The following is a 13,835-nucleotide window of genomic DNA, read 5'->3' on the forward strand; positions in this document are numbered from 1 at the left end:
GTTCTTCGCTGGGGAACGCTTCGGCATGGAGGATTATTATGAAAAAACCGCATTATCAGGTGATCACGGCCGAGTCGGCAGGGTTCTGCTTCGGCGTGCAGAAGGCGGTGGATGCGGTCTGCAAGGAAATTGCCCGCGGAGAGAAAATTCACACCTACGGCCCGATTATTCACAACGAAAGAGTGGTGTCCGATTTTGAAAAAAAGGGCGTCCGCGTTGTGGAAACGCCGGAGGAAATCGACGGACTCACAGGGGGAACGCTTGTGATCCGGTCGCATGGGGTTTCCAAGGAGCGTTTTGAACAGATACAGAGCAGCAGAGTGCGCTGCATCGATGCAACCTGCCCCTTTGTCAAGCGGATTCACCGTATTGTGGAGGAGGAGAGCGCAAAGGGGGCGCAGATCGTCATTATAGGAAACGCGGGACATCCGGAGGTCGAGGGAATCATGGGATGGTCCTCCACGCCGGCGGCTGTCATCGGGAAAGCGGAGGAGGCGGAAAGCTACCGCGGGGATCCGGAAAGACCAGTGTGCGTTGTTTCGCAGACGACGTTTCAGGTCGAAAAATTCAATGAACTTATTGCTATTTTGCAGAAACGACGTTACAATATGAGTATTGTCAATACCATCTGTAATGCGACGCGGGAGCGTCAGGAAGAGGCCCGCAGGATCGCGAAGATCGCAGATGTAATGATCGTTATAGGTGGGAGGACAAGTTCCAATTCTGCAAAGCTGTATGAGATTTGCAGAAAGGAATGCCCGAACACTTTTTTCATACAGACGGTAGAAGACCTTGCTCTGGAACTGACCGGAGAGGAAAAGGTGATTGGCATTACCGCAGGGGCATCGACCCCAAAAAATATCATTGAGGAGGTTCAAAATCATGTCCGAGATGGAAAATTTTGAACAGATGCTGAATGAGTCATTCAGGACAATTCGCAACGGAGAGGTCGTAGAAGGCAAGATTATCGACGTCAAGCCGGAAGAGGCCGTACTGAACATCAATTACAAGTCCGACGGTATTCTTACGCGCAGCGAATATAGCACCGACCATTCGCTTGACCTGACAACCAAGCTGAATGTCGGGGATTCTCTCGAGGTCAAGATCATCAAGGTCAATGACGGTGACGGGCAGGTTCTTCTGTCCTACCGGAGACTGGCGGCCGACCGCGGCAACAAGCGCATCGAGGAGGCCTACAACAGCAAGGAAGTGCTCACGGCGAAAGTCGAGCAGGTGCTTTCCGGCGGCCTGAGCGTCAGCGTGGACGGCGTCCGCGTATTCATTCCGGCGTCTCTTGTTTCCGATACCTATGAGAAAGATCTCACAAAGTATCAGGATCAGGATATTCAGTTTGTGATCACCGAGTACAATCCGCACAGACGCAGATACATCGGCGACCGCAAGCAGCTTCTGCTTGCAGAGAGAGCGGAGCTTCAGAAGAAGCTCTTTGCGACGATTCAGCCCGGCGATGTCGTCGAGGGCACGGTCAAGAACATCACTGATTTCGGTGCGTTCGTTGATCTGGGTGGCGCCGACGGCCTGCTTCATATCTCCGAGATGAGCTGGGGCCGTGTCGAGAATCCGAAGAAGGTCTTCAAGGTCGGCGAGAAGCTGAGAGTTCTGATCAAGGATATTCAGGGCACGAAGATCGCGCTGTCCCTCAAGTTTCCCGATGAGAATCCGTGGGCGGGCGCCGCAGAGAAGTATGCGGCGGGCAATGTTGTGACCGGAAGAGTGGCGAGAATGACCGATTTCGGCGCGTTCATCGAGCTGGAGCCTGGTATCGATGCCCTGCTTCATGTCTCTCAAATCGCGAGAGAGCATATCGAGAAGCCCTCGGATGTGCTTCGCACCGGCGACGAGGTCACGGCGAAGATCGTGGAATTCAACGAGGCCGAGAACAAGATCAGCCTTTCTGTCAAAGCGCTGCTTCAGGACGAGGAGCGCCGCAGCAGAAGAAATGATATGGATGCGGATGTTGTTTCGGTCGACGTCGAGGCGGCGATTGCGGCGCAGAGCGACGAAAAATAATATTTGCACAGTCATTGATTCGTATGTTGAAAAGGACCCTGCCCCTGCGGCAAGGTCCTTTTTTGAAGCTGTCCGGAGCTTTTGAGCCTTTACCGGCAGCCGTCGATGATATGACGGATGGCGTAGGCGGCATATTCGGACAGAATGCGGCGGCTTGTCTTGACCTCCGGCGTGAGCTCGAAGAAGAGGGCCGCGCTACGATAATCCTTTTTATAGAACGGCGTCCGGAAGAGATCCCATTCCGGGAGAAAAGCTCCGGTTTTCCGTGTATAGCAGTTGTCAGGCCGGGCCGGAAACCGGTGCGTCCGGTCGGCGTAGACAGCGACGGATTTATGCAGAGCCTGATCCTGCTCCGGGAAGTAGTAGTAATCGTGATAATCGGCGTAAAAATATTTCAGCTCTCCGGAAAAGAGAGGAATCTTGACAATTCCCTCCGTTCCGTCTCCGCCCGCCTCCGCCTTGAAAAAGCAGGCGTCCCGGGAGCCGAATACCGGTCTGGGAACGGGAGTCCGGAAACGGAAGCGCAGGATGACCTCGTCCCGGGATTCTCCGAGATAATCGGTGTACGAGGAGGCCTCCGCGCGATAGACGACCGGGATCTCCTCCGGCAGCGCATCATAGGACAGCATGGGGATCAGCCTCATAACACCGCGGAGATCCGCCTCGTTGTGTGCAAGAATCGCCTCGAGGAACTGCGGGTTTCGGTCTTTCAGCCAGCTGCTGTGCATGGCGGCAATATCCCGGCCGCTGGTGCTTTCGGTGCGCCCGGTGCCGAGAAACGCCTCGGCGGTCTGCTGCTTCCCGTCGGTCAGACCGAGAAGATTGCGGAAGCGCGCTGCAGTCCGGTAGATATCGACGGAGCGCATCGCCGTGAAAGGATCCGGCATGCCGCAGCGCAGAGCGTGCTCCCGCAGGAAAGGCAGGTCAAATTTCTGACCGTTGTAGTGGACGAGCGTCCGCCTGTCTGCTGCAAGAGAACAGAATCCGGATAGGAGCAGAGGCTCCTCCTCCGGGGAATCCGCAAAAAACTGAACCAGTTCGCCGTTTTTTCCGTCGGAATGGAAGATGATGCAGCCGATCAGAAATACGGAGTGATTCCGTGCGCTGAGACCGGTCGTCTCAATATCGAAAATCATGAGCTCCTCCGGAGAGCTGGAGACCGGGCGCAGATCCGGAACAGAATCGATGGTCTTGCGAATGGTGCGCATAGCTTACCTCATTTCGTGGTGTTGTTTCATTTCTTCGTGCTGTTTGTTTTGCAGCATGGTTTTATGATGCTGTGCTTACGAAATACATATTTCAATTCATTTTAACATATCCGTGACAGAGACGGCGCGCGATATATCGGTACAAAACCGTCGGCCGGTATGATACAATATGGAGCGCGGACCGGCAGTTTTTTGCCGTGCATGCCGCAGCTTGCGCGGGGCCTGAGACAGACGGCGCCGCGGACGATGAGGACGACTATGGCGATCGGAACCTTTCGCGGAGGAATTCATCCCTATGACGGCAAGGAGCTGTCCCGGCACACCAGAATCCGGACGGTGGTGCCGCACAGCGATATTGTCGTGTTTCCTCTGAAACAGCATATGGGACGGCCCGCGGTTCCGGTGGTGGCACCCGGTGATCCGGTGCTCACCGGGCAGAGGATCGCCAAGGCGGACGGCGAATTTTCGGCGGATCTTCACGCCTCCGTATCCGGGGTCGTCACGGCGATCCGGGACTTTCACGTCGCGGGGGGAGGAACGGAGCGCAGCATCATCATCCGCAACGACGGGCGCTTCAGCGAGATTCCCTATCCGGAGCCGCGCCGCTTCGAGGAGCTGACGGACGCCGTCATTATCCGCGCGGTAAAGCAGGCCGGAATTGTCGGCATGGGCGGAGCGGGACTTCCCTCCCATATCAAGCTCTCTCCCGAGCATCCGGAGCAGATCGACTATGTGATCGCCAACTGCGTGGAATGCGAGCCGTATATGACCTCCGATTACCGGCGTATGGTCGAGAATCCCGGCAAGCTCATCAACGGCCTGCGGATTGTGCTTAAGGTATTCCCGCGGGCGAGAGGGATCCTTGCGATCGACGAGCAGCTCCGGGATGTGATTCGGGAGCTCCGCAGCATTACCCGGGATGATCCGCGGATTTATGTAAAGCGGGTTCAGACCAAGTATCCGCAGGGCTCCGAGCGGCAGCTGATCTATGCGGTCACCGGGCGCACGCTGAACGGAAAAATGCTGCCCTCCGACATCGGCTGCATCGTTCATAATGTGGATACGCTGGTGGCGGTTAATCAGGCGGTCATGCTGTATGAGCCTCTCCTCACGAGACTGATCACCGTATCGGGGGACTGCGTCGCGAAGCCGGGGAATTTCCGCGTCCGCATCGGCATGAGCTACGACGAGCTGATCGAGAGGGCGGGCGGCTTTGTGCGGGAGCCGGCGCTGATTCTGGACGGAGGAACCATGACGGGGCGGCGCATCAGAGATCTTCATGTGCCGGTCACGAAAATGAGCTCACAGATCGTGGCGCTGTCAAGAGACCGGGCAGAGGTGATGCGGGAGACCGCCTGCAGCCGCTGCGCCAGATGCGTCGAGGCCTGCCCGAATCATCTGGTCCCGATCCAGCTGCTGCGCGATGCGGAGCGTCAGAATGAGGATGCGTTCATCACGCACAACGGGCTGGAATGCTGTCAGTGCCAGAGCTGCAGCTACATCTGTCCCTCCAAGCTTCCGCTGTCCCTGCGGATCACGGAGATGAGAGAGAGCATTGTTTCCCGGCCGGAAAAGGCGGGAGATTACAGCAGGAGATTGTTCGGATGACAGAGGTCAGGCCCTTTACCAAATCAGCGAATACCACGATGGGAATGATGTTCCTTGTGCTGCTGGCGCTGCTCCCGCCGGCCGGGGCGGGGATCTTTCATTACGGCGCCCGCGCGGCCCTGATCATGGGAATCTCCACGCTGACGGCGGTCCTCTGCGAGCTGCTCTGGGAGCTGCTTCTGCGCAGGCCGGTCACGGTGAATGACTATTCCGCGGCGGTCAGCGGCCTGATTCTGGGGATGATTCTCCCCCCTTCGGTTCCTCTGTATTTTCCCGTGCTCGGAAGCGCGGCGGGAATGCTGCTTGCAAAGCTCCCGTTCGGAGGGATCGGGCGAAATCTTCTGAACCCGGCCATGACGGGAAAGCTTCTTCTACTGCTGCTGTTCCGGGATGCAATGAACGATTTTTCCGTATCCGGAGAGGAAGCGCTTACGCCGCTCAGGCAGCTTGCCGGAGGGGACGCGGTCTCTCTTTCCGATATGCTGACCGGAAATACGGCGGCGTGCATCGGCACGGGCAGCACCGCTGCCGTTCTTGTGACGGCGGCTTTTCTGCTCCTGACCGGGATCACGGATCTGATGATTCCGATGGGCAGCTTTATGAGCTTTACGCTTCTTATGATTCTTTTCGGCAACAACGGCTGGAATCCGGTATTTCTCGCGGTGCAGTATATGGGCGGTGCATTTCTGTTCACGGTCTTTGTCATGGCGCAGGATTATTCCACCCGTCCGCTGACCAGAAAGGGCCGGTTTCTGTACGGCTGCGGCCTCGGCGCGGGGATCGCGGTCCTCCGTCTTTTCGGATATGCGGAGCAGGCGGCGGTATCCGCTCTTGCGGTGATGAATCTGACGGTTCCGTTTCTGGATGCGCACACCATGCCGCGGCCTTTCGGGATCCGGCAGAGCCCTATGGAGACGCGGCGGATCCGGAGGCGCGACCGCCGGGCTCTGCTCAGAAAGAGGCGGGTCCGGGCGGAGCTTCCGGAGGACGATTTCGATTCCGATATTCTGGAATCCGATATCGGCGTCTCTTTTGAAGACGCGGAGGAGGTCCGGATGAAAGCGGAGGAGTCTGTCCGGGACGGCGCGGAGCAGGCGGCATGGCAGGAGAAACACGAATAGCAAACGAATGTGAGGAAAGCGATGAAAGAAATTCTCTATCGAAGCACAAGGGGCGCCGCGGCGCCGGTCACGGCATCGCAGGCGATTCTTCAGGGGCTCGCCGGGGACGGAGGGCTGTTCGTTCCGGCAGAGCTTCCCCGGTTTGACCGTTCGCTTGAGGAATTTGCCGCCATGGACTATCAGGAAACGGCCTATCAGGTGATGAAGCTGTTCCTCACGGACTACACGGAGGCGGAGCTGCGCTCGTGTATTGCAGGAGCCTATGACAGCCGTTTCGATACGCCGGAGATCGCCCCGCTCGCAGAGGCGGACGGAGCCTATTACCTCGAGCTGTTTCATGGCAGGACGATCGCGTTCAAGGATATGGCGCTCTCGATTCTTCCGCATCTGATGATCACGGCGGCGAAGAAAAATCATGACGGCAGGGAGATTGTGATTCTCACCGCAACCAGCGGCGATACCGGCAAGGCGGCGCTCGAGGGCTTTGCGGATGTCCCCGGGACCAAAATTCTTGTGTTCTATCCGAAAGACGGCGTTTCGGCGATTCAGAAGCGTCAGATGATTACGCAGAAAGGAGACAATACCTGCGTTGTCGGGATCGAGGGGAATTTTGACGATGCGCAGACCAGCGTGAAGAAAATGTTCACGGATCCCGTGCTGCGCGTAGCGCTCGAAAAGAACGGCTACCATTTTTCTTCGGCCAATTCCATCAACATCGGCCGCCTCGTCCCGCAGATCGTCTACTATGTCCACGCGTATTCCACACTGCTCCGCGAGGGCAGGATCCGCGCCGGAGAGGAGATCAACGTCGTTGTTCCCACCGGAAATTTCGGCAATATTCTGGCCGCCTATTACGCGAAGCGGCTGGGGCTCCCGCTGCACCGGCTGATCTGCGCTTCCAATGAAAACAAGGTGCTGTTCGATTTTTTCCGGACGGGAAGCTATGACCGGAACCGGCCGTTTGTTCTGACCTCCTCCCCGTCCATGGACATCCTGATCTCGAGCAATCTGGAGCGCCTTATCTACCATATTGCGGGTGATGATGCAAAGGTGAATGCGGCCCTCATGCGGGAGCTCTCGGAAAAAGGGAGTTACTCCATTACGGAGTCCATGCAGGGGAAGCTGGAGGAATTTTGGGGCGGCTACGCCGGAGAGCGGGAGACGGCGGAGGCTATTTCGTCGCTCTATGAGAAAACCGGCTATGTCATCGATCCGCATACGGCGGTCGCCCGTCATGTGTACGGGCTTTATACTGCGGAGACGGGGGATCCCCGGCCGGCGGTGATCGCGGCGACGGCCAGTCCGTTCAAATTTGAATCGTCCGTCATGCGGGCGCTGGGACAGCCGGAGGCGCAGACGGATCTCGATATGGCGGACGCGCTGGCAGCGCTCGCCAATGTTCCGGTTCCGGAGGCGGTGGAAAGCCTCAGGGATGCCGAGGTTCGCCATACGGCGGTCTGCTCCCGCGACAGAATGGAGGCGGGGCTGCGCCGGTTTCTCGGGCTCTGACCCGTTTTCGGAACGCTTATCGCACAAGGTTCTTTGGCATGGAGGCTGCCATGAATGCATTCAATTATGTACTGATCGCGGCGGGTGCGTACGTGCTCTACGCCGCCGTCATTTTGAAGACGCGGGGAAAAATCACCAAAAATCTGATGCTGTCCCCCGGCGTGTCGGAGAACATGATCGGCGACAGGGAGGGCTTTGCCCGTTATATGTTCCCCCGGACGGCCGTGCTGGGCGCGGCCGTGGCTTTCGCAGGCGGCTGGGATGTTGTCTTCCCGGGGGTGGCCGGAACCGGACAGATCGAGCTCGCCGTCATCGCGGTGTTTACGATTCTCCTGATACGGTATCTCAGAGCTGTCAAAAAAGCGGAAAAACGCTTTGCGAATCGCAGAAAGGACTGATTTCATGAACACGCATATCGAGCGACTTGACGCGCTGCGCGCCCGGATGAGGGAGCAGGGCGTTCACTACTATATGATCCCCACCTCGGACTTTCACAATTCCGAGTATTCCGCGGATTACTTCAAGGAGAGAGAGTTTTTTTCCAATTTCAGCGGCTCGAACGGAACGCTTGTCGTCGGGGCGGACGGCTGGGCGGGGCTCTGGACGGACGGACGTTACTGGATACAGGCGGAAAATGAAATGCGTGGAAACGGCATAGAGCTCTTTAAGATGCAGGAGCCGGGTGTTCCCACGATCCCCGAGTATCTGCGGCAGAATATGAAACGGGGAGAGGTTCTCGGTTTTGACGGGCGCTGCATCAGCAAGCAGGAGGGGACGTCTCTGGCGGAGCTTCTTGCGCAGGCGGGGGCCTCTGTCTGCGGAGAGAGAGATTTGGGAGACGCGGTCTGGACGGACCGCCCGGCGCTCCCCTGCCACCCGATGTTCCGCCTTGGCGATGAGCAGGCGGGAGAGAGCTTTTCCCACAAGCTTGCGCGGCTCCGGGAGAAAATGGAGGAGAAAGGCTGCCGCTACTATGTCGCTTCCCGTCTGGACGATCTGATGTGGATTACCAATTTCCGCGGAAACGATGTGGAATACAACCCGGTGGCGCTCAGCTACGGCTTCTTTTCTGACAAGGAGGCGCATCTCTTTGTACAGGAGGCCGAGCTTACGGAGGAGATTCGCTCCGCGGCGGAAGAAAGCGGTCTTGCGCTGCACCCCTATGAATCGTTTGCGGATTTCCTGAAGACATACCGCTATCAGGGCAGGGTGCTTCTGGATCCCGCTTCGGTCAGCTACACGCTGTATCTTGCACTGTGCGAGGGGCTTGGCGATAAGGACGCCGTGACGGAGGCGGACAGCCCCATCGAATGGATGAAAGCCGTCAAGAACCGGACGGAGCAGAAGAACATCCGGGATATATACCGGGAGGATTCCGCCGCGGTCTGCCGTTTCATTTACTGGCTCACGCAGGAGGCGGATATTGAAGCGCTGACGGAGCTCGATGCCGCGGAACATATGGATGGCCTGCGCCGGCAGATCCCGGATTTCATCGAGCTGTCCTTTGGCACGATTTCGGCCTACGGACCGAATGCGGCGATGATGCACTATGAGCCGTCCGAGGGACATTGCGCAAGGCTTGAGCGGAAAGGAATGCTGCTCATCGACTGCGGTGGCACCTATCTGCGCGGCACGACGGACGTCACCCGGACCATGGCGCTGGGGCCGGTGACGGAGGATATGAAGCGCTCGTATACCCTGACGGCGGCAGGAAACTTAGCGCTGCTGAATGCGGTCTTCATGGAGGGCTGCACCGGGCGGAATCTCGATATTCTCGCGAGGGAACCGCTCTGGAGAACCGGGAGCGACTACAAGTGCGGCACCGGTCACGGCATCGGCTATGTCCTGAATGTTCATGAAGGGCCGCAGAATATCCGCTGGCGCGCCTCGAAAGGGCCTGACACTGTGGCGCTTGTGCCCGGCATGGTCGTTTCGGACGAGCCGGGCGTCTACCGGGAGGGCGAATACGGGATCCGGATTGAGACGATTCTTCTGTGCACCGAGGACAGAAAAACCTCCGACGGCCGGTTCTATCGCTTTGATCCGCTGACCTTTGTCCCTCTGGACCGCAGTCTGATCGACCCGCGGTATCTCAGCGACCGCGAGCTTTCGTGGCTGAACGGGTACCATCGGCGCTGCCGGGAGGAGATGAGCCGGTACCTGTCCGGCGCGGAGCTCGCGTGGCTGAACGCCGCCACGGAGGAGATCCGGCCTGTTGTGATTCCGGATGGGAGCGTGCTATAATATCGTTGCCTGGGGTGTTCGATAACTCCTGTGTTTTTGAACCTACATTACTTTAAACGGGATTTCAATATTGCTGCCGCGGCTGTCACGCCTTCGGCCTCCGGGCTATGGGAGAGGAAGACAAAAACGACGCTGTGATAACCCACCTGGCAGAACTGCTAGGAGTCAAGAGCAGGAAGCGGCACATCCGGGCTTTGCAGTCATTTTTATACATAAAAAGGCAGAGATGGTGTTCGGGAACCGTCTTCTCCGCAGAGAGCGGATCTCATGGGCTGAAAGGATCCGCGGAGTAAGAGGCTGTTCTTATTTTCGCACCGGAGCTGCGCAGGGGAACTTCTTTTTACCGGAAAGAACAGTAGTCTGCGACGTGAGCACGCGTGAGCGGCATTGAGTGTCTGCGGCGGAGGAAGCGCTTTCCGCTCGGCAGAAATCGGGGTGGTACCGCGGAATTGATTTTTCGTCCCCTTGGACAGAGCTCTCGGGCTGCTGTCCGGGGGCTTTTTTATGCTCCGGGCGCCCGGACGTCGGTGTCGTCTGCGGAATACAGGCGGGAAAGGAAAACATGGCAGATTTAAGTGGGCTTAAGGAACGTGTCCGGGAGATCCGGAACGAGATACTGAGCAGCTCGGGCGCTCTGGAATCCTCCAGAGCGGCCTATGAGAAGCGCAAGGAATTTCTGGATTCCAAAAAGGGAAAGATCGGACAGCTGATGAAAGAGATGCGCGAGGTGCCGGCGGAGCAGCGCGCGGAATACGGTCAGATGGTCAACGAGCTCAAGCAGTGGGCAGCGCAGCGCTTTGAAGAGATCGACCGCAGCATGAAAGAAAAGGAGCTGGCGATCCGATGCAGGGCAGAGGCAATCGACGTCACGGAGCCGGCGGTCAAAGCGCTTCCGGGACGTCTCCATCCCGTCACGCAGGTGAGGGAGGAGCTGATCGATGTGTTCGCCTCGATGGGCTTTGAGGTCTATGAAGGGCGCGAGATCGAGACGGAATACTATAATTTCACCGCGCTGAACACGCCGCAGGATCATCCGGCGAGAGACATGCAGGACACCTTTTATCTTTCTCCTGAATTTCTTCTCCGGACGCAGACCTCTGCGGGGCAGATTCATGTCATGGAGACAAAGAGGCCGCCGATCAAGATCCTGTCCCCCGGCCGCGTTTTCCGCTCGGACGACGACGCCACGCATTCCCCCATGTTTCATCAGATGGAGGGACTGGTCGTCGACCGGCATATCACGCTCGGAGATCTCAAGGGGATGCTCGATACCTTTGTGAAGAAAATGTACGGAGAGGACGCGGTGACGCGGCTTCGGCCGTCGTATTTCCCGTTCACGGAACCCTCCGTCGAGGTAGATGTGAGCTGCTTTGCCTGCGGCGGAAAGGGCTGCGCTCTGTGCAAGGGAACCGGCTGGATCGAGGTGCTGGGCGCCGGAATTGTCAACCGCAGAGTGCTGGAAAACTGCGGCATCGATCCGGAGGAGTACAGCGGACTGGCGTTCGGCATCGGTCTTGAGCGAATCGCGATGCTCAAATACGGAATCGGAAACATCAAGCTTCTGTTTGAGTCGGACCTGCAGGTGCTGAATCAGATCGGAGATCAGGAATGAGAGATCAGGCTGCGAAAAAGCCGCTTCGGATGGAAAGCTGCTTCGGATGGAGGGAAAAATGTTAGCACCGTTGAGCTGGTTAAAAGATTTTGTGGATATTGATGTGACGCCCGAGGAATTGCAGGAAAAGCTGTTTTCCTGCGGATTTGAGGTGGAGGAGCTGCGCGAGCTGGGCGCCGAGGTGAGCGGCGTCGTGACAGGGCTTGTGGAGAGCTGCGAGCCGATTCCCGACACGCATCTGTATGTGTGCCGCGTGAATGCCGGCGCGCACGGCGTGTTTCAGGTCTGCTGCGGCGCAGACAATGTTGCGGCGGGCAGAAAATTTCCGCTGGCGCTGGTCGGTGCACAGGTCATTGAGACGGCAAGGGATCATGTAACGGTCATCGGCACGGCAAAAATTACTAAGGGAAAGCTCCGGGGCTACGACTCGGAGGGCATGCTCTGCTCCGGAACGGAGCTCGGTGTCACGGAGGACATGTATCCCGGCGCGGGCTATAACGGGCTGCTGGAGCTCCCGGAGGACGCGGAGCCGGGGGCGGATGTAAAGCCCATTCTCGGCCTCGACGACTGGATCTTTGATATCGCGGTCACGGCGAACCGCCCGGACTGTCAGAGCATTCTGGGCATCGCCCGCGAGGTCGCGGCCGTTCTCGGCAAAAAGCTGCGGATGCCGGCGCTGGATTATACCGAAACCGACGTCCGGAGCGACGGCTTTGACGTCTCCGTGGAGGCGCCGGAGCTCTGTCCGCGCTACATCGGGCATTACGTGTACGATGTCCGGATCGCCGGGTCGCCGGCATGGATGCGGCGGAGGCTGGCGCTTGTGGGCCACAGTGCGATTTCCAATATCGTGGATATCACAAACTATGTCCTTACGGAGATCGGACAGCCGATGCACGCGTTCGACAGCCGGTATCTGAGGGGAAACCGCATTGTCGTCCGCCGGGCTGCGAAGGGGGAGAAAATCGTCACGCTCGACGAAAAGGAATTTGTCCTGAATGATCAGAATCTTGTGATCTGCGACGGAGAGGGACCGGTGGCGCTGGCCGGCATCATGGGCGGGCTCCATTCCGGCATCCGGGAGGATACGGAGAGCGTTGTTTTTGAGGCGGCCTGCTTTGCCCGCGACAACATCCGCAGAACCTCCCGCGCGCTCGGCCAGTCCTCGGATTCCAGTGCGGCGTTCAGCAGGGGAATTTATGAATATACCGCGGAGCTCGGCATGCGCCGCGCGCTTCATCTCATCGAGGAGCTCGGAGCTGGAAAGATTTCCGCGACCCATGAGGACAAGAGCGCCGGCTGCCTGCCGAAGTCCCGCAGCATGGAGGCGAGTCTCGAAAAAATATGCGGCGTTCTCGGCATTGCCGTGCCGGAGCGGGAGATTATTCGCATCCTCACAGACCTTGATATGAAGCCCGAGCTGCAGGGAGACCGGCTGACGATACAAATACCTCCCTACCGCGAGGATATGGAGGCCTATCCGGATATCGCGGAGGAGATCATACGCATGTATGGCTATGATCATGTGGAGAGCACGTTCCTGCGGGAGGCGCAGGTCACCATGGGCGGACGGAATCCGCGCCAGAAGACGGAGCTTAAGCTGAAGCGCATGCTCTGCGCGGCGGGAGCCTGTGAGTGCATGCATTATTCGTTCTTTTCTCCGTCGGATCTGGAGCTGCTTGCTCTGCCGGAGGAGGCGCCGGAGCGCCGCGCCATCGGGATCGTCAACCCGATCAATGAGGATCTGTCTCTCATGCGGACGACGCTGATCCCGCAGATGATCCGCGCGATTTCCCGGAATCAGAAAAAGGCGACGCTCGAAGGACGCCTCTTTGAAATGGCGAACCGCTTTGAGCCGAAGAACCTGCCTCTTTCGGAATATCCGGAGGAGAAGCCGGCGCTGGCCATCGGAATCTGGGGAGAACAGGAGAGCTTCTTTACGCTCAAGGGGCTCACGGAAACCGTGGCGGACACGCTGCTTCTCCATTTTTCCTATGAACCGGCAGGGCGTTCATTCCTCCATCCCGGCCGCTCGGCAAGGATACTGTGCGAGGGCGAGGAGGTCGGCTGTCTCGGTCAGCTCGCCTATCCGATCGGCGAAGAGACGGATATGAGGGTCCCCGCGTATCTGGCAGAGCTGGATCTCGACCGGATCTCGAAATGGTACGGAAAGCCCGCGCGCTTCCGCCCCCTGCCGAAGTTTCCGGAGGAGAAGCGGGATCTTGCGCTGGTGATGGAAAAAAACGTGCGTTGCGGAGAAGTCGAGGAGGTGATCCGGAGCGCCTGCCGCTTCGTCACGGATGTGCGGCTGTTTGACGTCTACGAGGGACTGCCGATTCCGCCCTCCATGAAGTCCATGGCTTTTACCGTGACCTTTACCCCCGAAGAGGAGGCATTCGGCGCGGATACCGTCGACGGCTATGTGAACAAAATACTCAAGAAGCTGAAATTTACCATGGGAATCGAGCTTCGGAGCTGATTCCCGCTGCGATTGATCTGTAC

Annotated in this window: 10 protein-coding genes and 1 other RNA gene; 10 read left to right on the forward strand and 1 reads right to left on the reverse strand. The window is 58.2% G+C overall.

What is annotated here, in order from left to right; translation table 11 throughout:
• Positions 1-38 precede the first annotated feature (38 nt).
• On the forward strand, positions 39-905 hold the full coding sequence (locus tag E0E20_RS03720; RefSeq protein WP_130836811.1) for a 4-hydroxy-3-methylbut-2-enyl diphosphate reductase: 867 nt from the start codon (positions 39-41) through the stop codon (positions 903-905).
• On the forward strand, positions 883-2,031 hold the full coding sequence (gene rpsA, locus E0E20_RS03725) for a 30S ribosomal protein S1 (RefSeq protein ID WP_130836812.1): 1,149 nt from the start codon (positions 883-885) through the stop codon (positions 2,029-2,031). Before E0E20_RS03720 ends, rpsA begins: the two co-directional genes overlap by 23 nt.
• An 89-nt stretch (positions 2,032-2,120) precedes the next feature.
• Here the strand turns inward: rpsA and E0E20_RS03730 are convergent, their stop codons facing one another.
• The gene (locus tag E0E20_RS03730; RefSeq protein ID WP_130836813.1) at positions 2,121-3,239 is read right to left on the reverse strand and encodes a ribonuclease H-like domain-containing protein; all 1,119 of its coding nucleotides are present in this window, start codon (positions 3,237-3,239) and stop codon (positions 2,121-2,123) included.
• A 258-nt stretch (positions 3,240-3,497) separates the two neighbouring features.
• Here E0E20_RS03730 and rsxC point away from each other — a divergent pair, with 258 nt between their 5' ends.
• From rsxC to pheT, 8 genes are all read left to right on the forward strand, one after another.
• The gene (gene rsxC, locus E0E20_RS03735) at positions 3,498-4,847 is read left to right on the forward strand and encodes an electron transport complex subunit RsxC (RefSeq protein WP_130836814.1); all 1,350 of its coding nucleotides are present in this window, start codon (positions 3,498-3,500) and stop codon (positions 4,845-4,847) included.
• Positions 4,844-5,968: an RnfABCDGE type electron transport complex subunit D gene (locus E0E20_RS03740; protein ID WP_130836816.1), complete on the forward strand. Its 1,125-nt coding sequence runs from the start codon at positions 4,844-4,846 to the stop codon at positions 5,966-5,968. The genes rsxC and E0E20_RS03740 overlap by 4 nt, the downstream gene beginning before the upstream one ends.
• A 21-nt stretch (positions 5,969-5,989) precedes the next feature.
• Positions 5,990-7,477: a threonine synthase gene (thrC, locus tag E0E20_RS03745; protein ID WP_130836818.1), complete on the forward strand. Its 1,488-nt coding sequence runs from the start codon at positions 5,990-5,992 to the stop codon at positions 7,475-7,477.
• 50 nt (positions 7,478-7,527) lie between these two features.
• Positions 7,528-7,875, forward strand: a complete 348-nt coding sequence (locus tag E0E20_RS03750; protein ID WP_130836820.1) for a hypothetical protein — start codon at positions 7,528-7,530, stop codon at positions 7,873-7,875.
• A gap of 4 nt (positions 7,876-7,879) precedes the next feature.
• Entirely contained in the window at positions 7,880-9,721 is a 1,842-nt protein-coding gene (locus E0E20_RS03755) for an aminopeptidase P family protein (RefSeq protein WP_130836823.1), read from the forward strand.
• Between the two features lie 3 nt (positions 9,722-9,724).
• A non-coding RNA gene (ssrS, locus tag E0E20_RS03760) (6S RNA) lies at positions 9,725-9,919 on the forward strand.
• 364 nt (positions 9,920-10,283) lie between these two features.
• Positions 10,284-11,333: a phenylalanine--tRNA ligase subunit alpha gene (pheS, locus tag E0E20_RS03765; protein ID WP_130836825.1), complete on the forward strand. Its 1,050-nt coding sequence runs from the start codon at positions 10,284-10,286 to the stop codon at positions 11,331-11,333.
• Positions 11,334-11,391: 58 nt separating this feature from the next.
• The gene (gene pheT, locus E0E20_RS03770) at positions 11,392-13,812 is read left to right on the forward strand and encodes a phenylalanine--tRNA ligase subunit beta (protein WP_130836828.1); all 2,421 of its coding nucleotides are present in this window, start codon (positions 11,392-11,394) and stop codon (positions 13,810-13,812) included.
• The last annotated feature ends 23 nt before the right edge of the window (positions 13,813-13,835 follow it).

This window comes from Lachnoclostridium sp. Marseille-P6806 (assembly GCF_900625025.1).
Classification (GTDB): Bacteria; Bacillota; Clostridia; order Lachnospirales; family Lachnospiraceae; genus CAG-791.

Coding starts and splice junctions, on each gene's coding strand:
- E0E20_RS03750 (WP_130836820.1), top strand. CDS start 7,528: ATGAATGCATTCAATTATGTACTGATCGCGGCGGGTGCGTACGTGCTC.
- thrC (WP_130836818.1), top strand. CDS start 5,990: ATGAAAGAAATTCTCTATCGAAGCACAAGGGGCGCCGCGGCGCCGGTC.
- E0E20_RS03740 (WP_130836816.1), top strand. CDS start 4,844: ATGACAGAGGTCAGGCCCTTTACCAAATCAGCGAATACCACGATGGGA.
- rsxC (WP_130836814.1), top strand. CDS start 3,498: ATGGCGATCGGAACCTTTCGCGGAGGAATTCATCCCTATGACGGCAAG.
- E0E20_RS03755 (WP_130836823.1), top strand. CDS start 7,880: ATGAACACGCATATCGAGCGACTTGACGCGCTGCGCGCCCGGATGAGG.
- E0E20_RS03730 (WP_130836813.1), bottom strand. CDS start 3,239: ATGCGCACCATTCGCAAGACCATCGATTCTGTTCCGGATCTGCGCCCG.
- pheT (WP_130836828.1), top strand. CDS start 11,392: ATGTTAGCACCGTTGAGCTGGTTAAAAGATTTTGTGGATATTGATGTG.
- rpsA (WP_130836812.1), top strand. CDS start 883: ATGTCCGAGATGGAAAATTTTGAACAGATGCTGAATGAGTCATTCAGG.
- pheS (WP_130836825.1), top strand. CDS start 10,284: ATGGCAGATTTAAGTGGGCTTAAGGAACGTGTCCGGGAGATCCGGAAC.
- E0E20_RS03720 (WP_130836811.1), top strand. CDS start 39: ATGAAAAAACCGCATTATCAGGTGATCACGGCCGAGTCGGCAGGGTTC.